21 protein-coding genes are annotated in these 24,482 nt (G+C 72.1%); 13 read left to right on the top strand and 8 right to left on the bottom strand.

Features of this window, described 5'->3' with window-relative positions:
• Positions 1–17: 17 nt before the first annotated feature.
• From trxA to PKE79_RS04870, 3 genes are all read right to left on the bottom strand, one after another.
• Positions 18–344 (bottom strand): thioredoxin, encoded by a 327-nt coding sequence (trxA, locus tag PKE79_RS04860; RefSeq protein ID WP_271172540.1) that lies wholly within the window; start codon positions 342–344, stop codon positions 18–20.
• 62 nt (positions 345–406) lie between these two features.
• Positions 407–1,375: a thioredoxin-disulfide reductase gene (gene trxB / locus PKE79_RS04865; protein ID WP_271172541.1), complete on the bottom strand. Its 969-nt coding sequence runs from the start codon at positions 1,373–1,375 to the stop codon at positions 407–409.
• A gap of 74 nt (positions 1,376–1,449) precedes the next feature.
• A complete protein-coding gene (locus tag PKE79_RS04870) occupies positions 1,450–2,445 on the bottom strand; it encodes a LacI family DNA-binding transcriptional regulator (RefSeq protein ID WP_271172681.1) in 996 nt (331 codons plus the stop codon).
• Positions 2,446–2,629: 184 nt separating this feature from the next.
• Here PKE79_RS04870 and PKE79_RS04875 point away from each other — a divergent pair, with 184 nt between their 5' ends.
• From PKE79_RS04875 to PKE79_RS04900, 6 genes are all read left to right on the top strand, one after another.
• Positions 2,630–3,559 (top strand): carbohydrate ABC transporter permease, encoded by a 930-nt coding sequence (locus PKE79_RS04875; RefSeq protein WP_271172682.1) that lies wholly within the window; start codon positions 2,630–2,632, stop codon positions 3,557–3,559.
• A gap of 1 nt (position 3,560) precedes the next feature.
• Positions 3,561–4,472 carry a carbohydrate ABC transporter permease gene (locus tag PKE79_RS04880; RefSeq protein ID WP_271172542.1) on the top strand — a complete coding sequence of 304 codons (912 nt, stop codon included), beginning with the start codon at positions 3,561–3,563 and terminating at the stop codon, positions 4,470–4,472.
• Positions 4,473–4,506: 34 nt separating this feature from the next.
• Positions 4,507–5,826, top strand: coding sequence for an ABC transporter substrate-binding protein (locus PKE79_RS04885; RefSeq protein ID WP_271172543.1), 1,320 nt, complete (start codon positions 4,507–4,509; stop codon positions 5,824–5,826).
• A gap of 98 nt (positions 5,827–5,924) precedes the next feature.
• A complete protein-coding gene (locus tag PKE79_RS04890; RefSeq protein ID WP_271172544.1) occupies positions 5,925–7,934 on the top strand; it encodes a beta-galactosidase in 2,010 nt (669 codons plus the stop codon).
• Positions 7,935–7,986: 52 nt separating this feature from the next.
• Complete coding sequence (locus tag PKE79_RS04895; protein ID WP_271172545.1) at positions 7,987–8,508, top strand: PadR family transcriptional regulator; 522 nt, start codon at positions 7,987–7,989, stop codon at positions 8,506–8,508.
• Positions 8,505–9,281, top strand: coding sequence for an alpha/beta fold hydrolase (locus tag PKE79_RS04900; protein WP_271172546.1), 777 nt, complete (start codon positions 8,505–8,507; stop codon positions 9,279–9,281). Before PKE79_RS04895 ends, PKE79_RS04900 begins: the two co-directional genes overlap by 4 nt.
• A gap of 265 nt (positions 9,282–9,546) precedes the next feature.
• On the opposite strand, the gene murJ is transcribed toward PKE79_RS04900, so the two are convergent.
• The 3 genes from murJ to PKE79_RS04915 form a co-directional block, all read right to left on the bottom strand.
• Complete coding sequence (gene murJ, locus PKE79_RS04905; protein WP_271172547.1) at positions 9,547–11,172, bottom strand: murein biosynthesis integral membrane protein MurJ; 1,626 nt, start codon at positions 11,170–11,172, stop codon at positions 9,547–9,549.
• The gene (locus tag PKE79_RS04910) at positions 11,165–13,429 is read right to left on the bottom strand and encodes a DUF6049 family protein (RefSeq protein WP_271172548.1); all 2,265 of its coding nucleotides are present in this window, start codon (positions 13,427–13,429) and stop codon (positions 11,165–11,167) included. The genes murJ and PKE79_RS04910 overlap by 8 nt, the downstream gene beginning before the upstream one ends.
• A 93-nt stretch (positions 13,430–13,522) precedes the next feature.
• Positions 13,523–14,500: a LacI family DNA-binding transcriptional regulator gene (locus tag PKE79_RS04915; protein ID WP_271172549.1), complete on the bottom strand. Its 978-nt coding sequence runs from the start codon at positions 14,498–14,500 to the stop codon at positions 13,523–13,525.
• 86 nt (positions 14,501–14,586) lie between these two features.
• Between PKE79_RS04915 and galT the strand changes: the two genes are divergently transcribed.
• Positions 14,587–15,735, top strand: coding sequence for a galactose-1-phosphate uridylyltransferase (galT, locus tag PKE79_RS04920; RefSeq protein ID WP_374727755.1), 1,149 nt, complete (start codon positions 14,587–14,589; stop codon positions 15,733–15,735).
• Complete coding sequence (gene galK, locus PKE79_RS04925) at positions 15,732–16,928, top strand: galactokinase (protein ID WP_271172551.1); 1,197 nt, start codon at positions 15,732–15,734, stop codon at positions 16,926–16,928. The genes galT and galK overlap by 4 nt, the downstream gene beginning before the upstream one ends.
• A gap of 71 nt (positions 16,929–16,999) precedes the next feature.
• Here galK and PKE79_RS04930 read toward each other — a convergent pair whose 3' ends face one another.
• Positions 17,000–17,437 carry an Hsp20/alpha crystallin family protein gene (locus PKE79_RS04930; protein WP_271172552.1) on the bottom strand — a complete coding sequence of 146 codons (438 nt, stop codon included), beginning with the start codon at positions 17,435–17,437 and terminating at the stop codon, positions 17,000–17,002.
• 181 nt (positions 17,438–17,618) lie between these two features.
• On the opposite strand from PKE79_RS04930, the gene PKE79_RS04935 reads away from it, so the two are divergent.
• The 4 genes from PKE79_RS04935 to PKE79_RS04950 all read left to right on the top strand — a co-directional run bounded on the left by PKE79_RS04935 (position 17,619) and on the right by PKE79_RS04950 (position 23,231).
• Positions 17,619–19,142 carry a DUF7059 domain-containing protein gene (locus PKE79_RS04935; RefSeq protein ID WP_271172553.1) on the top strand — a complete coding sequence of 508 codons (1,524 nt, stop codon included), beginning with the start codon at positions 17,619–17,621 and terminating at the stop codon, positions 19,140–19,142.
• Positions 19,143–19,291: 149 nt separating this feature from the next.
• Positions 19,292–20,719, top strand: a complete 1,428-nt coding sequence (locus PKE79_RS04940; RefSeq protein WP_271172554.1) for a CCA tRNA nucleotidyltransferase — start codon at positions 19,292–19,294, stop codon at positions 20,717–20,719.
• A gap of 105 nt (positions 20,720–20,824) precedes the next feature.
• Positions 20,825–22,009: a glycosyltransferase gene (locus tag PKE79_RS04945; protein ID WP_271172555.1), complete on the top strand. Its 1,185-nt coding sequence runs from the start codon at positions 20,825–20,827 to the stop codon at positions 22,007–22,009.
• 4 nt (positions 22,010–22,013) lie between these two features.
• The gene (locus tag PKE79_RS04950; RefSeq protein WP_271172556.1) at positions 22,014–23,231 is read left to right on the top strand and encodes a glycosyltransferase; all 1,218 of its coding nucleotides are present in this window, start codon (positions 22,014–22,016) and stop codon (positions 23,229–23,231) included.
• A gap of 1 nt (position 23,232) precedes the next feature.
• On the opposite strand, the gene PKE79_RS04955 is transcribed toward PKE79_RS04950, so the two are convergent.
• Positions 23,233–23,385, bottom strand: coding sequence for a hypothetical protein (locus PKE79_RS04955; RefSeq protein WP_271172557.1), 153 nt, complete (start codon positions 23,383–23,385; stop codon positions 23,233–23,235).
• 84 nt (positions 23,386–23,469) lie between these two features.
• Here PKE79_RS04955 and PKE79_RS04960 point away from each other — a divergent pair, with 84 nt between their 5' ends.
• Positions 23,470–24,477, top strand: a complete 1,008-nt coding sequence (locus PKE79_RS04960; RefSeq protein WP_271172558.1) for a GlxA family transcriptional regulator — start codon at positions 23,470–23,472, stop codon at positions 24,475–24,477.
• The last annotated feature ends 5 nt before the right edge of the window (positions 24,478–24,482 follow it).

Raw genomic sequence — 24,482 nt, forward strand, 5'->3', positions numbered from 1 at the left:
CGGTCCTGCGCGGAGTCTCAGCCCAGGTAGGGGGCGAGATCCTGCTCGAGCGCGAACTTCGGCTTGGCGCCGATGATGGTCGAGGCGACCTCGCCGTTCTGGAAGACCTTCATCGCCGGGATCGACGTGATCTGGTACTTCATCGCGAGGTCGGGGTTCTCGTCGACGTTGAGCTTGAGGATGGTGATCTTGTCGGGGTTCTCGGCCTGGATCTCGTCCAGGACGGGCGCGACCATGCGGCACGGACCGCACCAGGCGGCCCAGAAGTCGACCAGCACCGGGCCGTCGGCCTGGAGCACATCCTGCTCGAAAGTGGCCGACGAAGTGGCCTTGACGTTGCTCATGGGATCTCCTTGTTCAGCAGCTAAGGGGGAGAACACCGGATGGCGGTGCGATGTTCCCCGGGTCAGGCTTCGACCAGCTGGTCCTCGGTCGGGGCCGGCTCTCCCGCGTCGCCCAGCGACGCGAGGAAGTGCTCGGCGTCGAGCGCGGCGACCGTGCCCGACGCGGCCGCGGTGACCGCCTGGCGGTACGACGGGTCGATCACGTCGCCGGCGGCGAACACGCCGCGCGCGGACGTGCGCGACGAGCGGCCGTCGACCGCGATCGTGCCGTCGGCCGTCAGCTCGAGCTTGTCGTGGACGAGGTGGGTGCGGGGGTCGTTGCCGATCGCCACGAACAGGCCGTCGAGCGCGAGGTCGCGGGTCTCGCCGGTGACGGTGTCGCGCAGCGTCACGCCCTCCACGGCCGACTCACCCTGCACGTCGGCGACCTCGGCGTTCCACACGAACTCGATCTTCTCGTTCGCGAAGGCGCGGTCCTGCATGATCTTGGAGGCCTTGAGGCTGTCGCGGCGGTGGATCACGTAGACCTTCGAGGCGAACTTCGTGAGGAACGTCGCCTCCTCCATCGCCGAGTCGCCGCCGCCCACGACCGCGATCTCCTTCTCGCGGAAGAAGAAGCCGTCGCAGGTCGCGCACCACGAGACGCCGTGACCGGACAGGCGCTCCTCGCCGGGCACGCCGAGCTTGCGGTAGGCGGAGCCCGTGGCGAAGATGACGGCCTGGGCCTCCTCCACGGCGCCGCTGCCGAGGGTGACGCGCTTCACATCGCCCGCGAGGTCGAGCTCGGTCACGTCGTCATAGCGGACCTCGGCGCCGAAGCGCTCAGCCTGCTCCTGCATCTTCTGCATGAGCTCGGGGCCCATGATGCCCTCGGGGAACCCGGGGAAGTTCTCGACCTCGGTCGTGTTCATGAGCTCGCCGCCCACTTCGACCGAGCTGGCCACGACGAGCGGCTGCAGGTTCGCGCGCGCCGCGTAGATCGCCGCCGTGAATCCGGCCGGACCTGATCCGATGATGATGAGCTGTCGCACGCGCGCCTCCTGAGGTGTCTGGATGACTCAACCCATGGTAAGTCTGCGGTATTCCATAGATATCCGTCAATGTGTCAGGACGGCCGTGGCGGCGGGGCGGTGCTCTCGCGCACGACGAGCTCGGTCGGCACGACGTCGACCCCCGGTCGGCTCTCGGCTCCGGTCCGCAGCTGCGCGAGGGCGGCCGCGACGGCCCGTCGACCGGCGTCCGCGAAGTCCTGATGCACGGACGTGAGCGGCGGGTCGTACGCGACGGCGTCGGCGGTGTCATCGAAGCCCACGACGCTCACGTCCTCGGGGACGCGGCGCCCCGCCTCCCGCAGCGCGCGGTAGAGGCCGAGCGCCATCTGATCGTTCGCGCAGAAGACGGCCGTGCACGACGGATCCGCGGCGAGAGTCCGTCCGATCTCGTAGCCGGACTGCGCCGACCAGTCGCCGCGGAGCAGCGGCGGCACGTCGCGCCCGGCGCGCTCGAGCGTCTGCCGCCATCCGTCCGCGCGGCGCTGCGCGGGATGCGACTCCTCGGGGCCGGTCAGATGCCACACCGTGCGGTGTCCGAGCGAGAGCAGGTGCTCGGTCGCCTGGCGCGCGCCGTCGAACTGATCGGTGTCGACCACGACGTGGGTGTCATCCGCGCTCGTGTCCATGAGCACGATCGGGACCCCCGGCGGGACGAGCGTCTCCGCGCGATCCAGCAGCTGCTTCTCGATGTTGAGGATGAGCGCGTCGACGGCGAGCTCCTGGAGCCGCGAGTACACGCGCTTGACGCCGCCCTCGGCCTGCGCGCGGAGCGGGATGAGCGTGGTCGTGTACCCCTCGACGGCAGCCGAGTGCGCGATCGCCTCGATCGTGCGGATGTCGCCGATCGTCGACAGCGTGCTGGAGACCACGCCGATCGTCCGGAAGGACCCGAGCTTGAGGGCGCGCGCCGCGCTGTTGGGCCGGTAGCCGAGCTCGTCCATCGCCGCGATGACCAGCTCGCGGGTCTCGTCGAGCACTCCGCCGAAGCCGTTCGCCACGCGCGAGACGGTCTGCGCCGAGACGCCGGCATGGGCCGCGACATCGGCCATCGACACGCGGCGTCCCTCGGAGGTGCGGCGTCGGCGCCGGGGGCGGGGGGAAGCGTCTTCGTCCATCGTCCTGAAACCGTATCGTGACCCCGCCGAGTTGCGCGCTCATCGATGTCGCGTACGATGTTTACGCAAACATAGCTGTTCCCACACTCCTGTCGACGCAGCGGAGGACCCCAGGATGATGACGACGTCGCCTGCCGTCTCGGTGAAGCCACCGGGCCGGGCGCAGACGAGAGCCGCGCGCCATGCACGCGGCCGATGGACCGGATGGGGGTTCCTCGCTCCGTTCATGATCGTGTTCGCGCTCGTCTTCCTCGCCCCGATCGCGTACTCGATCTACCTCAGCCTCTTCCGCTCGCAGCTCGTCGGCGGCACGGTCTTCGTCGGCCTCGACAACTACGTCGCGGCGTTCTCCGACGCCGCGTTCTGGGAGGGCTTCGTCCGCGTCGCGCTGTTCCTCGTCGTGCAGGTGCCCATCATGCTGTGCATCTCGCTCATCGCCGCTCTCGCGATCGACAGCGGCCGCCTGTACGGACGGGACTTCTTCCGCATCGGCATCTTCCTGCCCTACGCGGTGCCGGCCGTCGTCGCCGCGTTCATGTGGGGCTTCATGTACGGCGAGCGCTTCGGGCTCGTCGGCAACCTCGAGGACCTGCTCGGCATCGCGCTCCCCGAGCTGCTCTCCCCCGACCTCGTGCTCGCGTCGATCGGCAACATCGTCACGTGGGAGTTCGCGGGCTACAACATGCTCATCTTCTACTCGGCGCTGCGGGTCATCCCGACCTCTCTCTACGAGGCGGCGGCGATCGACGGCGCGAGCCAGTTCCGGGTCATCCGCGCGATCAAGCTCCCGGCCATCCGCGGATCGCTCGTGGTGGCGACGATCTTCTCGATCATCGGCAGCTTCCAGCTCTTCAACGAGCCGAGCATCATGCAGTCGCTCGCGCCGAACGCGATCACGACCTCGTTCACGCCCAACCTGTACGCCTACAACCTCGCGTTCTCGGGCCAGCAGCTCAACTACTCCGCGACCGTCGCGATCATCATGGGCGTGATCACGATGGTCATCGCCTACGTCGTGCAGCTGCGCGGGATGCGGAAGGCCGACTGACATGTCCACCACGAGCCTCGTCACCCTCCGCCCCGGCGCTCGCGCGCGCCGCCCGCTCGGCACGATCGACCGCCCGCGTCGCAGCGTGCTCCTGACCGCGCTCACCGCGATCATCCTCATCTACTCGCTCATCCCGCTCGTCTGGCTGTTCATCAACGCGTCGAAGACGCAGGACGACCTCTTCACGACGTTCGGCCTCTGGTTCGGCGACGAGTTCGCGCTGTTCGACAACATCGGCCGCGCGCTCACGTACGACGACGGCATCTTCCTGCGCTGGTTCGCGAACACCCTCCTGTACGTGATCGTGGGCGCGGGCGGGGCGACCCTGCTCGCCGTCCTCGGCGGCTACGCCCTCGCGAAGTACGACTTCCCGGGCAAGAAGGCCGTGTTCGCGGTCGTCATCGGAGCGGTCGCCGTGCCGGGCACCGCCCTGGCCGTGCCGACCTTCCTCATGTTCAGCGAGATGGGCCTCACGAACACGCCGTGGTCCGTCATCGTCCCGTCGCTCATCTCGCCGTTCGGCCTCTACCTCATGTGGACCTTCGCGAGCGAGGCCATCCCGACCGAGCTCATGGAGGCCGCGCGGATCGACGGCGCCAGCGAGTTCCGGATCTTCTGGCAGGTCGCGCTGCGCCTGCTCGCTCCCGGGATGGTCACGGTGCTGCTGTTCACGATGGTCGCGACGTGGAACAACTACTTCCTGCCGCTCATCATGCTGCGCGACCCCGACTGGTACCCGCTCATCATCGGCCTCAACCAGTGGAACGCACAGGCCGCGACCGCCGGCGGCACGGCGATCTTCGACCTCGTCCTGACCGGGTCGCTCCTCACGATCGTCCCGCTCATCATCGCCTTCCTCTTCCTCCAGCGCTTCTGGCAGTCCGGCCTCGCGGCCGGGTCCGTCAAGGAGTGACCGTCCTCACCCACCACAAAGGAGTGCCAACCACATGACCCGCACCTTCCGCCGCCTGGGCCGCCGCGCCCTCATCGGCACCGCCTTCACGGGCGTCGCAGCCCTCGCCCTCGCCGGGTGCTCGGGCGGCGCCGCCGACCCCGACACCGCCGCCGAGGAGGGCGGCGAGCTCACCGTCTGGGCCTGGGATCCGACCGTCGAGACCATCGCGGACGCATACCAGGAGGAGCATCCCGACGTCACCATCGACGTCGTCAACGTCGGCACCGGCAACGACCAGTACACCGCTCTGCAGAACGCCATCACCGCCGGGTCGGGTGCCCCCGACCTCGCCCAGGTCGAGTACTACGCGCTGCCGCAGTTCGCGATCGGCGAGTCGCTCGCCGACCTGACGGAGTTCGGCGCGGCCGACCTCGCCGACGCGTTCGCCCCGGGCCCCTGGAACGCCGTGAACTACGGCGGAACGGGCGTCTGGGGTCTGCCCCTCGACTCGGGCCCGATGGCGCTGTTCTACAACCAGGCCGTCTTCGACGAGCACGGCATCGAGGTGCCGACCACGTGGGACGAGTACCTCGAGGCTGCGCGCGCTCTCCACGAGGCGGACCCCGACCTCTACATCACGAACGACACGGGCGACGCGGGCTTCGCGACCTCGATGATCTGGCAGGCGGGCGGCCAGCCGTTCCAGGTCGACGGCACCGACGTCTCGATCGACCTCGCCGACGAGGGCTCCGCGCGCTTCGCCGAGTACTGGCAGCAGCTCGTCGAGGAGGACCTCGTCGCGCCGATCAGCTCGTGGAGCGACGAGTGGTACCAGGGCCTCGGCAACGGCACGATCGCGACGCTCACCATCGGCGCGTGGATGCCCGGCAACTTCGAGACCGGCGTGCCGGACGCGGCGGGCGACTGGCGCGTCGCGCCCATGCCGCAGTGGGAGGAGGGCGGTACCGCGACCGCCGAGAACGGCGGGAGCGCGATGAGCGTGCTCGAGAGCAGCGAGAGCAAGGCGCTCGCCTACGACTTCCTCGAGTTCGCCGCGAACGGCGACGGCGTGCAGCTGCGCATCGACGGCGGCGGTTTCCCCGCGACGGTCGCGGACCTCGAGTCGGAGGAGTTCCTCGCGAAGGAGTTCGAGTACTTCGGCGGTCAGACCGTGAACGAGGTTCTCTCGGAGTCGTCGGCGAACGTCGTCGAGGGCTGGGAGTACCTGCCGTTCCAGGTGTACGCGAACAGCGTGTTCAACGACTCCGTCGGCAAGGCGTACGTCGGCGACACGACGATCGCCGAGGGCCTCGCCGAGTGGCAGGAGACCCTCGTGAAGTACGGAGCCGACCAGGGCTTCACGGTCGAGTAGCCGCGACCTCCCCTCGCGGGGTGCGTCGCGACCGCGACGCACCCCGCGCCTCGTCCCGCGCCATCCGCCGGACCATCCCCATGACAAGGAGCCGATCCATGCAGACGCACCGCTGGCTGCGCACCCCCGAAGGCACGACGCGACGCATCTCGTACGGCGCCGACTACAACCCCGAGCAGTGGCCCCGAGAGGTGTGGGACGAGGATGTCCGCCTCATGCGCGAGGCGGGCGTCGACGTCGTCTCGGTCGGGATCTTCTCGTGGGCGAAGATCCAGCCGGCAGAGGACACGTGGGACTTCGCGTGGCTCGACGAGGTCATCGACCTGCTGCACGCGAACGGGATCGGCGTCGACCTGGCGACGGCCACGGCGTCTCCTCCGCCGTGGCTCACGATCAAGCACCCCGAGGTGCTCCCCGTCACGCACCACGGGCACATCCTCTCTCCCGGCGCGCGTCAGCACTGGCGCCCGACGTCGCCGGTCTTCCGCGGCTACGCCCTGCGCCTCGTCGAGGCGCTCGCCGAACGCTACCGGGACCATCCGGCGCTCGTCGCGTGGCACGTCAACAACGAGCTCGGCTGCCACAACGCGTGGGACTACTCGGATGACGCGGCGCGCGCCTTCCGCGGATGGCTCGAGAGGCGCTACGGCACGATCGAGCGACTCAACCACGCGTGGGGCACGGCGTTCTGGTCGCAGCAGTACGGGTCCTTCTCCGAGATCCTCCCGCCGCGCGAAGTCGACTCGCATCCGAACCCGACGCAGCAGCTCGACTTCAAGCGCTTCTCGTCCGACGCGCTCAAGGAGCACTTCATCGCCGAGCGCGATCTGCTGCGGCGGATCACCCCCGACATCCCCATCACGACGAACTTCATGGTGATGGGCGAGACGCAGCACGCGGACTACGCCGACTGGGCGCACGAGCTCGACTTCGTCTCGAACGACCACTACCGGCACCCCGGGCCGCAGTCGTACGACGAGCTGGCCTTCTCGGCGGCGCTCGTCTCGGGCATCTCGCATCGCCGCCCGTGGTTCCTCATGGAGCACTCGACGAGCGCGGTCAACTGGCAGAGCGTGAACCGCCCGAAGCGCGAAGGTGAGCTCGTCCGCGACTCGCTCACCCATGTCGCCCACGGAGCGGACGCCGTCTGCTACTTCCAGTGGCGCCAGTCGGCGGCGGGGGCGGAGAAGTACCACTCGGCGATGGTCCCGCACGCCGGCCCCGACAGCCGGGTGTTCCGCTCGGTCGTCGAGCTCGGCGCGACGCTGCGGCGCCTCGACGACATCGCGGGCGCCGAGGCCGTGCCGGCCCCTGTCGCCATCCTGTTCGACTGGGACTCGTGGTGGGGCAGCGAGCTCGACTCCCACCCCACCGAGCTGCTGCGGTACCGGCAGGAGGCCCTCGACTGGTGGACCGCCCTGCGGGATGCCGGCGTGCGCGTCGACGTCGTGCCCGCCGACGTCGACCTCTCGGGCTACCGCCTCGTCATCGCCCCTGTGCTCTACGCCGTCCCGGCCGCGCTCGCGGAGACGCTGGCGGCCTACGTCGAGGCGGGCGGGCACCTCGTCACGACGTACTTCTCGGGTGCCGTGAACGAGGACGACCGCGCGTGGCTCGGCGGCTACCCCGGCGCGTTCCGGGAGCTGCTCGGCGTGCGCGTGGAGGAGTTCCGTCCTCTGTACGACGGCGAGACCATCCGCCTCGACTCCGGCGCGATCGGCACCCTCTGGAGCGAGCCCGTCGACCTCGTGGACCCCGGCGTCGAGGTGCTCGCGCGCTACGCGGAGTCCGAGCTCGACGGCTCCCCTGCCGTCACGCGGCGCGCCCTCGGCGCAGGATCCGCCGCCTACGTCTCGACGCGCCTCGGCGCCGAGGGGCTCGGCACCATCGTCCCCGCGCTGCTCGAGGGCGCAGGCGTCGAGAGCGAGCTGCCGGAGGCGCTGCGCGGGCGAGCCGCGCTCACGCTGCGCGGCTCGGACGGCGCCCGCTTCGCGTTCGTGCTCAATCGCACGGATGACGAGCTGCCTCTCGACGGGGTCGCCGGCGCGCCGCTTCTCGGCGGGAAGACCCTGCCTCCGCGCGGCGTGGCCGTGTTCCGCCAGGGATGAGGGGTCACTCCCCTAGTAGACAACTCCCCTAGGTGTGTTGTCTACTAGGGGAGTGACCCTCTCGCGCATCATCCTCGGCCTGCTCGCTCTCGCGCCGATGACCGGCTACGACCTCAAGCGGCACTTCGACTCCACCGCGCGGCACTTCTGGGCGGCCGACAAGGCGCAGATCTACCGGACGCTCGCGCGCCTCGTGGACGACGGGCTGGCGGCCGTCGAGGTCGTGCCCGGTGCGGGCGCGCCCGACCGCCAGGTGCATCGCATCACAGCGGAGGGGCGGGCGGCGCTCGCCGAATGGCTGGTCTCCCCCGTCGAGGCGCATGCCGACCGCGACCCCTTCCTCGCGCGTCTCTTCTTCGCCGACGGGCTCGAGCCGGAGGCTCTCCGCCGGCTTCTCGCGGTGCGCCGTCAGGAGGCGGAGGAGCTCCTCGCGCACTTCGAGAGCATCCGAGACACGACGGGCGCACCCCGCGATCGCGCTGCCCGCTTCCGTCTGGCGACGCTCGCGAACGGCATCGCGCACATGCGGGCGGAGCTCGCCTGGCTCGACGAGATCGAGGCGGACCTGCCATGAGCGCCTTCCCCGTCACCCATCCGGCGCATGCGGAGACCGGTCCTCGACCCCTCGTGCTCCTCCACGGCGGGAACGTCGCGAACTGGATGTGGGCGCCGCAGGTCGAGGCGTTCCGCGACCGGCTGGTCCTCACGCCGGATCTGCCGGGATTCGGCGCGCGCACGGCGGAGGACTGGCCCGGCCTCGACGCCGTCGCCGATGACGTCGTCGCGCAGGTGCGGTCGGCCGGGGTCGGCGGCGCGTTCGACCTCGTCGGACTGTCGCTGGGCGGAGTCGTGGCCCTCCGGCTGCTGGCCCGGCACGGGGCGGATGTGCCGCGAGCGCTCGTGACGGGGGCTCCGCTCACGGGTGTGGGGCGCAGCGCGCGGGTCATCACCGCGCTGCAGCTCGCCCTGTGGGACGCCGCCTGGTTCTGGCGTGCGCAGGCCGCGGCCTTCCGGCTGCCGGAGGATGCCCGCGAGGAGTTCGTGCGGCACGGGCTCTCGGTGCGGAAGGAGAACGCCCGTGCGATGTCGGCCGATGTCGACGCGGGCCGCGTGCCGACGGGTCTCGGCGCCTACGGCGGCGCCCTCCTCGCGGTCGCCGGGGAACGCGAGCCGGCTGTCGTGCGCCGGTCCCTCGCCGTGCTCCGGGCAGCGCTGCCGACCGCGCGGACGGGCCTCGTCCCTCGGATGCACCACGTCTGGAACGTCGAGGATGTCCCCCTCTTCAACGACGTCGTGCGCGAGTGGATGGATGGCCGGATGGACCCGCGGATCGCGCGCGCCGACTGAGCCCGAGAGCCGGGGCGGCAGGTCTCGCGGAGATTCTGACCACGACTCCCCGTTCTGCCCGGGTGGAACTGCCCGCCTGGCGTGGTGCGACGGGCGACGCGCCCGGGGCGCTCGCGCCGCGCCGATAGCGTCGGAGGCGCCCGCGTTCCGCGGGTGCTCCGCTCGGGCGACCCCAGCGCCCGGAGCCGCACCGGCAGGCGTCCCCAGCGCTCCGGTGACCGCCTGCGGCGGGCGCGCCTCGGAAGGCGCCCGCCGCAGGTGAGCGTCAGCGCCTGAGCCGCGCGCGGATGAGCTGCGTGACGGACTTCAGCTCGGGTGAGCGCAGGACCGCGAGGGCGACGACGTAGACGAGCGCCGTGGCGCCGCCGATGAGGATGCACCCCGCGATCGCCTGCGCGATGCCGTCGAGCATCCACCCCCCGGCGCCGCCGCACAGGAGGTACACGCCGACGCCCGCACCGGCGGCGGGGAGGGCCGCCAGCGCGAAGCGCAGCAGGGCCCGGAGCGAGACGCCGAGGCCGAGCGGCCCGAGACGACGCCGGAGGAGCCAGGTCGCGAGCACGACCTGCGCCGTGCTCGACAGCGACTGCCCGGTGGCCACGGCGGCCGTGAGGTAGGGGCGCAGCTCGTCGGTCGAGAACACGAGGATCGACGCCGTCGCGAAGGTCACCGACAGCACGCCCTGGAAGACGGTGAACCAGAACGGCGTCCGCGTGTCGCCGTAGGCGTAGAACGTGCGCTGCACGACGAACTGGACCGCGAGCGGGACGAGCCCGATGAGGAATCCGATGAGCACGAGGGAGGCCTCGACCGCCTGCTCCCCGTTCTCGGTGAAGATCCGGGCGACGGGCGCCGCCGCCGCCATGACGGCCGCCGTGGCGAGCACGCAGAGGAGCCCGAGCATCCGGATGGCCCGGCCGATGTCGGCGCGCACCTCGTCGTCGCGCCCGGCAGCCGCGTGCTCGCTGAGCTGGGTGAAGTAGGGGGTGCCGATCGAGAGGACGATCACCGAGTACGGGAGCATGAACACGAGCCACGACGTGAACCAGACGGTCACGGACGCCTGCCCGGACGCGTCCGAGATCGTGCTCTGCTGGTACATCGACACGAGCTGGCCGATGACCATCATGAGGAACGTCCAGCTCGTGAGGCTGCCGACCTCGCGCAGGCCCATGCCGCGCCAGCGGAAGTCGGGGCGGATGCTCAGCCCCGTGCGGCGCCAGAAGAACAGCAGGACGAACATCTGGGCGACGATGCCGAGCGTCGCGACGCCGCCGAGGAGCGCCACCTTGGGGAGGTTCCAGCCGCCGTCCGCGGTCGTCCACTGCGCGAGGGACGACTGATGGCCGCCGAACACGGCGATGAACACGCCGAATCCCGCGATCGAGACGATGTTGTTGACGATCGGCGCCCACGCGTACGGGCCGAACACGCGGCGCGCGTTGAGCGTCTCGCCGAGCAGCGCGAACATCCCGTAGAAGAAGATCTGCGGCAGGCACCAGTAGGCGAAGGCGACCGCGAGCGCGATGGTGTCGGGGTCGAACCGGGCGCCGTACAGCCAGATGAGCGGCCAGACGAGGATCATCGCGAGCACGCTCGCGCCCGCGAGCAGCACACCGCCCAGCGTCATGAACTTCGAGATGTGCGAGGCCCCGCCGTCCTCGCGCGCGCTCCACCTCACGATCTGCGGCACGATCACGGCCGTCAGGACGCCCGTCGAGATGATCATGAAGATGTTGTTCGGCAGCTGGTTCGCCGCCGTGAACGCGTCGGAGGCGTTGCCGAACGAGCCGACCGCCGCGATGAGGACGATCGAGCGCACGAGACCCGTGACCCGCGAGGCGAGCGTCCCGGCCGCGATCATGGCGCTGGAGCGGCCGAGGCTAGTCATCCGATGCGTCCCTCTCCCCTGCGGGCGGGCCATCCGCGCCGTCCGCCGTCGCGCCGTCCGCGTCCGCGCCATCCGGGGTCGCGCGCTCGGCCATCCGCCGACGTCGCCGGAGCACCGTGCGGATCACGCCGCCCACGACGAGCAGCACGATGATCGCGACGAGCACGCCGATGCCGATGCGCTCCCACTCGGCGCGAACGGTGACGTCCATGGTCTGCACGCCGCCGATCTGCTCGCCCGATGCCGTGAACAGCGAGACCGCGAGCTGCACCTCGCCGCTTCCGACGCGCGCCTCGACGGGGATCTCGACGCGCGGGTTGCTGCCCGCCGGCACCTGCACCTCGATGCGCTCCTGCACGTCGAGGCGCACGTTGTCGGGCTGCACCTCCAGCACGACTGTGATGGGCCACGCGAGGCTGTTGCGCACCCAGACCGGCAGCGGCGCCTCGGCGCTCAGCAGCTGCACCTGGTCGGACACCGTGACGCCGATGCCGTCGACGCGCTGAGCCGTCAGCTCGGCGTGCGCGCCGATGGCCTCGCGCCAGCGGTCGGGGTCGTCGGTCCATCCGACGCCGAGCAGCTGCAGGGCCTCGGCGCGCGCCTGGCCCGTGAGCAGCTCGGGCTCGTCGAGCGCCGACGCCATGTGCGCGAGGCCCGGCTCGGCGGACGTGAAGGCCGAGACCGCCGCGGTGCGCTCAGGGTCCGGCGCGACCTCGGAGACCGTGACGGGCTGCGCCTCGGCCTCGAGGACGTCGGTGAGCGGCACGGCCTCGACCGACGCATTGCGGGTGACGCTCTCGATGGCGTCGCGCAGGCTCTCCTCGGTGCGGATGGCCGTGGGCGCCTCCGCGTCGTCGGCCGGGTAGGCGGGGCGGTCGAGCGCGACGAGGAGCGGAGCTCCTCCGGTCTCGTGCGCCGCGAACCACAGCTCCGCGGAGGCCTCGACGAGATCGTCCTCGTGCGCGCTCTGGTCGAGCGCGGCGGCGCTGAGCACCTCGGAGATGGCTTCGTCGTACACGAGCGCGCCCTCGGCGCGCGCGGGCACGGCGGCTCCTCCGGCTCCCTCGGCGGTCGACGTCGAGGGGATGAGCGTGGTTGCTCCCTCCACGGCGAGAGCGGACACGACGTCGGGTCCCGCGGAGCCCTCGGCCGGCCAGTACACGCGCGCCGCCTCCTCGCCGATGGAGAGGAGCTCCTCGAGGGAGGGGTAGGCGGGCTCATCCGGCGCGGCGGGTTCCTCCTCCGCGGCGGGCGTGGCCGACGGCGTCGGCTCCGGTGCCGCGAAGTTCTCGCCGCTCTCGAACGCGCGCAGGCTCGTGGGCGCGAGCGGCGCCGTGAGGCCGGCCTGGATCTGCGGCGTCACGTCGGCGTCGCCGAACTGGAGGGCGAAGCGCTCGTTGGGCAGCTCCTCGAGCCGCTCGAGCCACTCGAGGGCGGCAGCGGGCGCTGCCGTGCCGAGCGCGCGGATCGCCGCCGGGATGGCCGGATCGACCGCGAGCACGGCCGTCGTGCCGGCGACGGCCTCGAGCGCCTGCGACAGCGCGCCGTCGGGGCCGGTCAGGGTGCCGATCTCGTCGGCGGTGAGGAGCCCCGCCGCGGTCGGCGGCGCGGTGATCGGGACGATGACCGAGACCGGCGCGCGCTCGCCGTCGGCGACCACGACGACGCTGCGGCCCTCGACCGCGGACGCGCCTGCGCCGAGCGTCGCGCGCAGCGGGTAGACGCCGGCTGCGAGGCCCTCGAGGCCAGCGACATCCGCCGCGACCGAGAGCTCCTCGGTCGCGCTCGCGCCTCCGCCGACCTCGTCGACCGGTGCGGTCTGAAGCGTCGCGAAGTCTCCGTCGGCGTCGCCCGACGTCAGCCAGGCGTCCAGCGCGGCGCGGTCGCCGAGTGCCGAGCGCGCGATGTCGAGGCGGAGCGTGCCCGCCGGCAGCGCCTCCGCGCCGGGGTTGGCGATCGTCGCCGTCGCGTTAAGGGCGGCACCGGCGCCGAGCACTCCCTGCTGTGCGGGGAGGAGCGAGAGAGCGGGCGCCTGGTCGTCGTCGTCCGCGTCTGCGGGAACGCCGACCCGAGCCTCCTGCCCGCTCTCCTTCGGAGCGGTCACGTGCCGGCGGGGCGCATCGGATGGCTCGGAGGTCGCATCGGGGACCGACGCGAGCGCGGGCTGTGCGCCCAGGAGCAGTGCGAGCAGGACCGCGGTCGGCGCGCCCAGACGTCGCAGACAGCTGCGTGCCTCGGCCGTGCGGCGGTGGGTCATGGACATCCTGCTCATCGGGTCGTGCGAGGGCGCACGGGACCGTTCAATCCTACGAACACGGCTGGACGCGCCCTGCGAGGCGTGCCGCAGTGGTCACCGGGGCCGCAGCGAGCTCTCGCGGACGATGAGGCGCGTCGGCACGATCGTGCGGTCGGCCACGACGTCGCCCGCGAGCAGCGCGAGGAGCAGGTCGACCGCGGTCGAGCCGAGCTCGTCGAAGTCCTGCGCCACCGTCGTGAGCGGCGGCCAGTAGTCCGCCGCGTCGACGACGTCGTCGAACCCGGCGACCGCGAGGTCGTCGCGCCCCGCTGCGTGGGCGGCGTGCAGGGCGCCGAGCGCCATCTGGTCGTTCGCGGCGAAGACCGCGGTCACCGCGGGGTCCGCGACGAGCTCCTCCGCGAGATCGCGGGCGGTCGCGGCCGTCCAGTCTCCGCGCAGAGGACGCGGCGCGGTCGCGCCTCTCGCCGCGAGGGCGGCGCGCCATCCCCGTTCGCGCTCGGCGGCGGCGAACGAGCCCGCGGGACCGGCCAGGTGATGCACGGAGGCGTGCCCCTGCGCGAGGAGGTGCGCCGTGGCGCTCTCGGCGCCGCCGGCGTGATCCGACGAGATGACGGTGAACCGCTCGCTCGTGTCGGCGTCGACCGCGACCACGGGGAACCCGGGCTCCGCGGCCTCGTGGATGCTCGGTGTCGCCTCGTTGAGGACCACGGCACCGTCGACGCCGTGGTCGGCGAGCGCCGCGAACGCCGTGTCGGCGCGCTCGGCGTCCTCCGAGAGCGTCACCACGAGGACCGCGTGGTCGCGGGCCGACGCGGCCTGCGTGACGGCCTCGAGCATGCGGGTGTTGCCGACCGAGGCCAGCGTGCGCACGACGACGCCGATCGTGCGGGTGCGGCCGGTCCGCAGGGCGCGCGCGGTGCGGTTCGGCCGGTAGCCGAGCTGAGCCATGGCCGCCTCGACCCGCGCGCGGGTTGCCGGGTCGACGCGAGGAGACCCGTTGGCGACGCGCGAGACGGTCTGGCCCGAGACCCCGGCGAGTCGGGCGACGTCGGCGGCCGACACCTGCGCCATGGGGTCTCCCTTCTCCTGCGACCCACTTTGCACTAGCATCCATGTTGACGTCAACACGCGCGGCATCGCGCAGGAACGGAGGAGCCATGGTGGCACCGGGGACGACGCTGGGCGCCGGCGTGGTCAAGCGCGTCGCGCGTCTCGCCGACGGGCGCGAGCTCATCTACTACGACGACCCGGGCACGACGCTGCCCGAGGAGAGGCGCATCGACGAGCGCGAGCTCGGTCCGCGGCCCGAGACGGCGACGATGCGTCGCGACGTGCTCACGGGCGATTGGATCTCGGTCGCCGCCGCGCGCCAGAACCGGGCGTTCCTGCCGCCGGCCGAACTCGACCCGCTCGCCCCGCAGACGCCGACGAACCCGTCGGAGGTGCCGAGCCTCTACGACGTCGCGGTCTTCGAGAACAAGTCGCCGTCGTTCGGCCCGGCACTCGACGTCGCCACGGGGGACGCGCCCGCCGCCGTCGACCCGCCGCTCGGCCTCGAGGACCTCGAGGCGCCGGGGCTCGGCCGCAGCCGCACGTCGGTCGGCCGCTGTGAGGTCGTGTGCTTCAGCCCCGAGCGCGAGGGCTCCTTCGGCACGCAGACGGAGACCCGCGCTCGGACCGTCATCGAGGCATGGGCAGACCGCACCGCCGCGCTCTCGGCCCTGCCGGGCATCCGCCAGGTCTTCCCGTTCGAGAACCGGGGCGAGCAGATCGGCGTGACGCTGCACCATCCCCACGGCCAGATCTACGCGTACCCCTACATCACGCCGCGCACGAAGCTCCTGCTGCAGGCCATCGAGCGCGAGGGCGCCGATCTGTTCGAGAGGATCATCGCCTTCGAGCAGCAGGGCCCGCGCGTCGTGCTCGAGGCCGAGCACTGGATCGCGTACGTGCCGTTCGCCGCGCGATGGCCCGTCGAGGTGCACCTCGCGCCACGGCGCCACGCCCCCGACTTCGCCGCTCTCACGGACGTCGAGCGCGACGAGCTCGCCTCGGTGTACCTGCGTCTGCTGCAGGGCGTCGACCGTCTCTACGACACCCCCACGCCGTACATCGCGGCGTGGCATCAGGCGCCCGTCGACGTCGCGAGGGACACGGCGCGGCTGCACCTGCAGCTCACCTCGCCGCGTCGCGCGGCCGACAAGCTCAAGTACCTCGCCGGATCGGAGGCCGCCATGGGAGCGTGGATCGGGGATGTCCCGCCCGAGCAGACCGCAGAGCGACTGCGCGAGGCGGTGGGCGCATGACCGCGCAGCACGAGGCGATCGAGCTTCTCCGCTCGCTCACCGGCGGAGACCCGGTGGGCGTCTGGTCGGCGCCGGGGCGCGCCAACCTCATCGGGGAGCACACCGACTACAACGAGGGCTTCGTGCTCCCGTTCGCGATCGAGCACCGCACGTATGCCGCGGTCGGCATGCGAGGCGACCGCATTCTCCGGGTCGTCTCGACCCTCGACCGGGCCCCGTTCGAGCTGTCGATCGACGCGCTCGCGGCCACCTTCGACGGCGCAGCGGGTCACGCCGTGCAGAGCGGATCGGTGCCCGAGTGGGCCGCCTATCCCCTCGGCGTCGCCTGGGCCGCCCTCGCGGCGACCGGGCGCAGCGCATCCGACGTCGGCGGCCTCGACATCGCCCTCGCATCGGACGTGCCGGTCGGCGCGGGACTGTCCTCGTCGGCGGCGATCGAGGGGGCGACGGCGTCGGCGCTCAGCGATCTGTGGGAGCTCGGGCTCGACGGCCTCTCGATCGCGAAGATCGGGCGGACGGCGGAGAACGAGGCGGTCGGCGCGCCGACGGGCATCATGGACCAGGTGTCGTCGACGCTCGGCCGGCCCGACGCCGCGACCTTCCTCGACTGCCGGACCCTCGCGACGGAGTCCGTCGACCTCGGCTTCGCCCGGGAGGGGCTCGCCCTGCTGGTCATCGACACCCAGGTCACGCACGCGCATTCGACGGGCGGCTATCGCGAGCGCCGGGCCTCGTGCGAGAAGGGCGCGGCCGACATGGGCGTGCCCTCGCTGCGCGACCTGTCGGTCGACGACCTCGCGCGCGCCGAGGAGACGCTCGACGAGGTGACCTTCCGCCGGGTGCGGCACATCGTGACGGAGAACCAGCGTGTGCTGGACACCGTCGCCACGCTGCGCTCGGCCGGGCCGCGGGCCATCGGCGACCTCCTCGTCGCGTCGCACGCGTCGATGCGGGACGACTTCGAGATCTCGGTCCCCGAGCTCGACACCGCCGTCGAGGCCGCGCTCGCGGCGGGTGCGATCGGCGCGCGGATGACCGGCGGCGGCTTCGGCGGCGCGGCGATCGCGCTCGTGGACGCCGATCGGGTCGACGTCGTCGCCGAGGCGGCCCGTGCGGTCTTCGCGGAACGCGGCTTCCGGGCGCCGCACACCTTCACGGTGACGCCGTCGGAGGGCGCGCGTCGCGACGCATAGCCAGCGCATAGGGAGAGGGGCAGATGCGTCGCATCTGCCCCTCTCCCTATGCGCGCGGATGATCCGGGGGATCAGGAGGTGAGCTCGGGGGCCGTCAGCGTCTGGCTGCTGTCGCCCGAGCGCTGCACCTCGATCTTGCGCGGCTTCGCCTTCTCGCTGATCGGGATGAGCACGCTCATCACGCCGTTCTCGTAGGTCGCCGTGATGCGCTCGGTATCGATGCCCTGGCCGAGGTTCAGCTGACGCATGTACGCGCCCGTCGGCCGCTCGCGCGTGATCCACTTCACGCCCTCTTCGCTGCGGCCCGTCCGCTGGGCGCGGATGGTCAGGAGCTGGCCGTCGACATCGATGTCGACGCTTCCGGGATCGATGCCGGGAAGGTCGGCGCTCAGCACGTAGTGGTCTCCATCGCGGTAGAGATCCATCGGCATGAGGCGGGGGCCCTGGCGGTCGAAGAGCTGCTCGGCCACTCGGTCGAACTCACGGAACGGATCGAAGAACATCGCCATCGTGATCGTCCTCCTCTGTTCGCTCGGCGCTGTTCGCAACATCACCTTGAGTCGTATCGACTCATGTTTCAAATTAGCACTCTCAGGTGGAGAGTGCTAAAAGTGCGCTGTGAGCTCCCTTCGAGCTCGCTCGGAGCGGCGCGGGGAAGCGGATGACACGAGCGCGCGGTTGAATGGTCGGGTGAGCCCGCACCCCGATCCCGCCCTGTGCCGCGACCTCGCCGCCGACCTCTCGGCCGCCCGGTTCCGATCCGAGGCGCTGCGCGCGATGTGGGGAGTCGAGGCCGATGACGCGATCGGGCGCGGGCTCCGCGCCCCCGCCCTCCGGGCCATCCGCGAGCGCGACGACGCGCTCGCCGTCCTCGCGCGGCTGCTCGTCTTCGGCGTCGGGCAGCCGCTCGCTGCGGTCGACGCCGCGCTCCCCCGGGTCGGCGCCAGCGGGCTCGTCGCACTCGGACTCGCCGCGGTCGACGCCGACGTCGTCGCGCCGCTCGCGGTCATCCGCCCCCAGTCCTTCCATGACGACCGCGGTCCGGGCGAGTGGCTGCTCGCGAGCGACCTCGACGAGATCGCCCTGGGCGGGGGCGCGCTCGCGGAGGATCACGTGCTCGGCGCGGGCGGCGCATCCCTCACGCTGGCCGGTCTGCAGCTTCCGACTCCCGTGCGGACGGTCCTCGACCTCGGCACGGGGTGCGGCATCCAGGCCCTGCGCGCCCGTCGCTTCGCCGACCGGGTCGTCGCGACGGACATCTCCCGGCGCGCCCTCCGCTTCGCGGAGCTGAACGCGGCGCTCGCGGGCGCGACGGGCATCGAGACGCGGGCCGGGTCGCTGTTCGACCCCGTCGCTGGCGAGGTGTTCGACCGCATCGTGTCGAATCCGCCGTTCGTCATCACGCCGCGGGTCACGGGCGTGCCCGCGTACGAGTACCGCGACGGCGGGCTCGTCGGCGATGCGCTCGTGCAGCAGGTCGTCGCGGGCGTCGGCCGCCACCTCGCTCCGGGCGGAACCGCGCAGTTCCTCGCGAACTGGGAGACGAAGGACGGCGTGCCCGGGCTCGACCGCATGCGCGCCTGGGTCGAGGCGTCCGACGTCGCTCTCGAGGCGTGGGTGATCGAGCGCGAGGAGCTCGACCCGATCGCCTACGCCGAGATGTGGATCCGCGACGGCGGCACGGCCCCCGGCAGCCCCGAGCACGACCGACTCCTCGACGCCTGGCTCGACGACTTCTCGGAGCGAGGCGTCACGGCGATCGGCTTCGGCTACGTGCTCCTGAGGAGGGCGGATGGCGCGCCGCGGCTCGCGCGCTATGAGCGCGTCACGCAGGCGATCCCGTCGGAGGGCGCGCTCGGAACGCACCTCGCGGCGGTGCTCGCGGCGCACGACCGCATCGCGCCCCGCGCCGACGCCGAGCTGCTCGCCCTGCACCTGCGGGCGGCGCCCGACGTCACCGAGTCTCGTCACCACCTCCCCGGCGCCGCGGACCCCAGCGTGATCGAGCTGCGTCAGGGCGGCGGCTTCGGGCGGTCCGTGCAGGCCGACCCGGCGCTCGCCGCGCTCGTCGGCGCGTGCGACGGGGAGCTTGCCCTGGGTCAGATCGTCGCGGCGCTCGCGCAGCTGCTCGAGACGGACGAGGACGCGCTGCGTGCGGGGCTCCTGCCCGCCGTCCGCGAGCTCGTCCTCGACGGCTTCCTCGCCCCCGCCTGACCCCGCCCCCGGGCCCGGGCCCCGCCCCCTGGGTCCCCCGGGTCCGTGAGACTAGCGCTCGTCGCCGAGACCAGTGCACCGGGCGCTGGTCTCGACGACGGACGCTAGTCTCGAGGGCCGCCCTGCGACCGCCCGGTACCCTGGAAGCCATGCTCAACATGGCCGCCGGTCTCGCGCGCCTCGGCGACCTCGCGGCGTCGCCCGTGGTCGCGACCCTCGCGCAGGCGTTCGCCGATGCGGGCCACGACCTCGCGGTCGTCGGCGGACCCGTGCGCGACGCCCTCCTCGGGCGGACGACGAACGACCTCGACTTCACGACCGACGCGCGCCCCGACGACATCCTGCGGATCGTCACGCCGGTGTCCTCCGCGCAGTGGGACATCGGCCGGGCGTTCGGCACGATCGGCGCGCGCGTGCAGGGCGAGCAGGTCGAGATCACGACCTACCGGGCCGACAGCTACGACGGCGAGACGCGCAAGCCGACCGTCGAGTTCGGCGACACCCTCGAGGCCGACCTCACGCGACGCGACTTCACGGTGAACGCGATGGCGCTGCGCGTCCCCGACGTGCGGCTCGTCGACCCGACCGGCGGCGTGGAGGACCTCGTCGCGGGCGTCCTGCGCACGCCGATCGATCCGCGGGTCAGCTTCGGAGACGACCCGCTGCGCATGCTGCGCGCCGCCCGCTTCTCCGCGCAGCTCGGCTTCGCGATCGAGGAGGGCACGCTCGCGGCGATCGCCGACCTGCGCGAGACGCTCGCGATCGTGAGCCCCGAGCGCGTCCAGGGCGAGCTGACCCGCCTCCTCCAGACCGACGACCCCGTGCGCGGGCTGCGCGTCCTCGTCGAGACGGGCCTCATCGACCAGTTCCTCCCCGAGATCCCCGCGCTGCGCCTCGAGGTCGACGAGCACCACCACCACAAGGACGTCTACGAGCACTCCCTCACCGTGCTCGCGCAGGCCATCGAGCACGAGCGCGCGCGCCATCCGGACGCCGAGCCCGATGTGAAGCTGCGCCTCGCCGCCCTCCTGCACGACATCGGCAAGCCGCGCACCCGCAAGCTGGAGCCCGGCGGAGCCGTCTCGTTCCACCACCACGACCTCGTCGGCGCGCGGATGGCGAAGAAGCGGCTGCAGGCGCTGCGCTACGACGGCGAGACGATCGGCTCGGTCTCGAAGCTCATCGAGCTGCATCTGCGCTTCTTCGGCTACGCCGAGGGCGCGTGGACGGATTCCGCCGTGCGCCGCTACGTGCGCGACGCGGGCGACGAGCTTGAGCGCCTGCACATCCTCACCCGCGCCGACGTCACGACGCGCAACCGCCGCAAGGCCGCGCGTCTCGCGCACGCGTACGACGACATCGAAGCGCGCATCGCGGCTCTCCGCGAGCAGGAGGAGCTCGACGCCATCCGGCCCGACCTCGACGGGAACGAGATCCAGCGGATCCTCGACGTGGGCCCGGGCCCGGTGGTCGGCCAGGCGTACCGGTTCCTGCTCGACCTGCGCCTGGATGAGGGCGCGCTGGGCCCCGAGGAGGCCGAGCGACGGCTCCGTGCGTGGTGGGCCGAGCAGGGCTGAGCCGCGTCGGCACGCCTCACAGTCAGCTCCAAACTGGTGCAATAGGCTCGGGAAGACTTCCCCCAGGCCGCATGGCGCCGCCACGAACTGCACTGTGAGGCATCCGTGACCACTTCCGCGTCCGACCGACTGACCATCCTGCTCGGGTGCGACACGTTCTCGCCCGACATCAACGGGGCGGCCCGGTTCGCGGAGCGCCTCGCCGCGGGTCTCGTCCAGCGCGGACACGACGTGCACGTGAGCGCGCCGAACACCGCGTGGAAGCGCACGGCGCCGCGCACCGAGGTCATCGAGGGCCAGCCGATGACCCTGCACCGGCTGCCGTCGGTGCACCTGTGGTGGCACGAGTGGCTCCGATTCGTGTGGCCGTGGCGCTCGAAGCACTACGCGCGCCAGGTCCTCGACGCCGTGAAGCCCGACGTCGTGCACATCCAGTCGCACATCGTCATCGGCCGCGGCCTCGCCCGCGAGGCGCGCAAGCGCGGCATCCCCGTGATCGCCACGAACCACGTGATGCCCGAGAACATCGTCGACTCGACGAAGCTGCCGCCGGCCCTCAACCGCCTCCTCGTCAAGCTCGCGTGGGACGACGCCAAGCGCACGTTCGACCTCACCGCGGCGGTCACGACCCCGACGCGCAAGGCCGCCGACTTCCTCGAGACGACGATCGACATCGCCGGCGTCATCCCCATCAGCTGCGGTATCGACAAGTCGCAGTACACGGCCGACCTCTCCCCCCGCACCGAGAACCGCGTCGTGTTCGTGGGGCGCATCACGACCGAGAAGCACGTGGACGTGCTCCTCCGCGCGATCGCGCGTCTCGATCCCGCCCTCGACGTCAAGCTCGACCTCGTCGGCGACGGCGACCAGCGCCCGCTGCTCGAGCGGCTCGCCGACGAGCTGGGGATCGCCGACCGCGTGACGTTCTTCGGCCACACGACCGACGAGGTGCTGCGCGACGCGCTCACGCGCGCCTCGGTGTTCGCGATCGCCTCGATCGCCGAGCTGCAGTCGATCGCCACCATGGAGGCCATGGCGTCCGGTCTGCCCGTCGTGGCGGCGAACGCGGTCGCACTCCCGCACCTCGTGCACGAGGGCGAGAACGGCTACCTCTTCGAGCCGGGCGACGTCGACGCGCTCGCGGCGCGGCTGACGGATGTGCTCACCGCAGCTCCCGAGGAGCGCGAGCGCATGCAGAGGGCATCCCTGCGGATGGTCGAGGCCCACGACATCACGCGCACGCTCGACACGTTCGAGGCGCTGTACCGGGGCGAAGCGCTCCCCGCCTGACGCCGTGCACATCGTCATCTTCGGCGACCAGCACGTCGAGACGCTGGGCGGGGCGCAGGTCTCGACGCGGCTGCAGCGCAGCTTCCTCGAGCGGGCGGGTCACGTCGTCACCGTCGTCGCGCCCCGGCGCTGGTCGCGCGACCCCGTGAACCGCGACGACCCCGCCTACCTCGACCTGCCGTCCGTGCCCGTCACGTGGGACCGTGAGTACTCGTTCGCCTGGCCGGGTGCCTCGGCCGACGCGTTCATCGACCACGCGCTGACCCGCCGGGTCGCCCAGGGCACGCCGCTGCCCGACCTCGTGCACGTCCAGGCCGACTTCTGGGGCGCGTTCCTGGGGCATCGCCTCGCGCGCCGGCTCCGGGTTCCGGTCGTGCACACCATGCACAACCGGGTCGACGTCGGCATCGAGGCGACCGCGCCCTTCCCGGGTCTCGTCCTCCGGGCGCTCAACGCGTGGCGACGGCGCGCCCTGCCCGGCTCAGGACCGGGCGACGACGGATGGGCGTACCTGCGCGGCCTCGCGCGCGGTGCGTCGGCGGTGACGGCGCCGTCGCGCCACTTCGCGCGGCGGCTCGAGGAGCACGGGGTCTTCGCGCCCGTCGACGTCGTGTGGAACGGCATCGACGACGACGTCCGCGCGCGCGTGCTGCAGGCCGCCCCGATCCTCCGCGCCCCCGGGCGTCCGCGCTTCGTGTGGCTCGGGCGCATGTCGCCCGAGAAGCGGCTCCTCCCCGCGCTCGAGGCCTTCGCCGACGCCGGCGTGCGCGCCGAGCTGGAGGTCATCGGCGGGGGCTTCGAACTTGAGAAGGCGCGGCGACTCGTGGCGCAGCGGGGGCTCGGCGACCGCGTGCGGTTCGCCGGCCGGCTCCCCTACGAGCAGACTCTCGCGCGCATCGCTGCCGCCGACGCCCTCATCCAGACCTCGATCGGCTTCGAGACCCAGGGCATGACGCCGTTCGAGGCAGCGACCCTCGGCACGCCGTCGATCATCAGCGACCCCGACATCGCGGGCGAGTTCGACGGCGGCATCTGGGCGGTGCCCGCGCCCGACGACGAGCCGGGCCGGATCGCGGCGCTCGCCGCGGCCATCCGCACCGCCGCCGACGACATCGCGGCCGGGACCGCGCCCGTCCCGACCGAGCGCGTCGCCCACGAGTTCCTGCAGTCGTCGCGCACGGCGGCGATGGTCGAGGTCTACGAGCGCGTGCTCGGCCGCTGACTCATCCCTGCACGGGGTTCACGCCGGCCGTGTGCGCACGGGTCGCGTCGGCTTCGGACCCGTCCGAGGGCGCGCCGCCGCCCGGGAGCACCGCCGCGGCGACGGCAGCTCCCGCGGCGACGACAAGGGCGGTGACGATGATGACGACGAGCATGGCAGGAACGCTACGGTTGTGCGATTCCTGCCGCGAGTGGCAGGATGGCCACAGATCGTCGCATTTCTGCCAACCGGAGCGCTCATGAAGACCGTCGCGTGCATCGTCCAGGAGGGGTTCGCCCCGTTCGAGTTCGGGCTGGCGTGCGAGGCGTTCGGCCTCGACCGCAGTGCCGACGGCGTGCCGAGCTTCGACTTCCGTCTCGTCTCCCCGACGCCCGGTCTTGTGGCATCCAACCTCGGGTTCTCAATCACGGTCGACGCCGACCTGTCCTTCGCCGACGAGGCCGATCTCGTCGTCGTCACCCCGATCCCCCGGTCGTCGTGGGGCGCGGTCGACGAGCGCGTGTGCGAGGTCATCCGTCGCGCCGTCGCACGCGGAGCGTGGGTGCTCACCGTCTGCAGCGGCTCGTTCGTCGTCGCGGCTTCGGGCGTGCTCGACGGGCGCAGGGGGACGACGCACTGGATGTACGCCGACACGATGCGGCGCATGTACCCGCGCATCGAGGTCGACCCCGACGTCCTCTTCGTGCAGGAGGGCCGCATCATCACGAGCGCGGGCACGGCGGCGGGTCTCGATGCCTGCCTGCACCTCCTTCGACAGGAGATCGGGGCCGAGCTCACGAACCAGATCGCGCGGCGGATGGTCGTCCCGCCGCAGCGCGACGGCGGCCAGGCCCAGTTCATCCTGAACCCGCTGCCGGCGGAGGCGAGCCTGTCGCTCGCGCCGGTCGCCGACTGGGCTCTCGAGAACCTCCACCGCGAGCTGCCCGTCGACGAGCTCGCGCACCGTGCGCACATGTCGCCGCGCACGTTCGCGCGGCGGTTCAAGGCCGATTTCGGCACGACGCCGGCCGCGTGGCTCGCGCGCCAGCGGGTCATCCAGGCGCAGCGCCTGCTCGAGCGGACGGACTGGGGGCTCGACCGCATCGCGGCCGACTGCGGCTTCGGCTCGGCCGCGGTGCTGCGCCAGAACTTCTCGCGCGTGCTCGGGATCTCGCCGGCCGCGTATCGCGCGCGCTTCGCGTGCCCCGAGATGGCAGACGGCGACGAGCGGATGGCCGCAGGGGCCGATCCGCTCGTCGCCGCGTAGCGCGG

The organism is Microbacterium barkeri (assembly GCF_027921765.1).
Lineage (GTDB): Bacteria > Actinomycetota > Actinomycetes > Actinomycetales > Microbacteriaceae > Microbacterium > Microbacterium barkeri.

Excerpts from the sequence above, each read along its gene's own strand:
- PKE79_RS04875 (WP_271172682.1), top strand. The coding sequence starts at position 2,630 with ATGACGACGTCGCCTGCCGTCTCGGTGAAGCCACCGGGCCGGGCGCAG.
- PKE79_RS04870 (WP_271172681.1), bottom strand. The coding sequence starts at position 2,445 with ATGGCCGATGTCGCGGCCCATGCCGGCGTCTCGGCGCAGACCGTCTCG.
- galT (WP_374727755.1), top strand. The coding sequence starts at position 14,587 with ATGGTGGCACCGGGGACGACGCTGGGCGCCGGCGTGGTCAAGCGCGTC.
- PKE79_RS04955 (WP_271172557.1), bottom strand. The coding sequence starts at position 23,385 with ATGCTCGTCGTCATCATCGTCACCGCCCTTGTCGTCGCCGCGGGAGCT.
- PKE79_RS04880 (WP_271172542.1), top strand. The coding sequence starts at position 3,561 with ATGTCCACCACGAGCCTCGTCACCCTCCGCCCCGGCGCTCGCGCGCGC.
- galK (WP_271172551.1), top strand. The coding sequence starts at position 15,732 with ATGACCGCGCAGCACGAGGCGATCGAGCTTCTCCGCTCGCTCACCGGC.
- trxA (WP_271172540.1), bottom strand. The coding sequence starts at position 344 with ATGAGCAACGTCAAGGCCACTTCGTCGGCCACTTTCGAGCAGGATGTG.
- murJ (WP_271172547.1), bottom strand. The coding sequence starts at position 11,172 with ATGACTAGCCTCGGCCGCTCCAGCGCCATGATCGCGGCCGGGACGCTC.
- PKE79_RS04930 (WP_271172552.1), bottom strand. The coding sequence starts at position 17,437 with ATGGCGATGTTCTTCGATCCGTTCCGTGAGTTCGACCGAGTGGCCGAG.
- PKE79_RS04885 (WP_271172543.1), top strand. The coding sequence starts at position 4,507 with ATGACCCGCACCTTCCGCCGCCTGGGCCGCCGCGCCCTCATCGGCACC.
- PKE79_RS04940 (WP_271172554.1), top strand. The coding sequence starts at position 19,292 with ATGCTCAACATGGCCGCCGGTCTCGCGCGCCTCGGCGACCTCGCGGCG.
- PKE79_RS04910 (WP_271172548.1), bottom strand. The coding sequence starts at position 13,429 with ATGACCCACCGCCGCACGGCCGAGGCACGCAGCTGTCTGCGACGTCTG.
- PKE79_RS04915 (WP_271172549.1), bottom strand. The coding sequence starts at position 14,500 with ATGGCGCAGGTGTCGGCCGCCGACGTCGCCCGACTCGCCGGGGTCTCG.
- PKE79_RS04960 (WP_271172558.1), top strand. The coding sequence starts at position 23,470 with ATGAAGACCGTCGCGTGCATCGTCCAGGAGGGGTTCGCCCCGTTCGAG.
- PKE79_RS04900 (WP_271172546.1), top strand. The coding sequence starts at position 8,505 with ATGAGCGCCTTCCCCGTCACCCATCCGGCGCATGCGGAGACCGGTCCT.
- PKE79_RS04890 (WP_271172544.1), top strand. The coding sequence starts at position 5,925 with ATGCAGACGCACCGCTGGCTGCGCACCCCCGAAGGCACGACGCGACGC.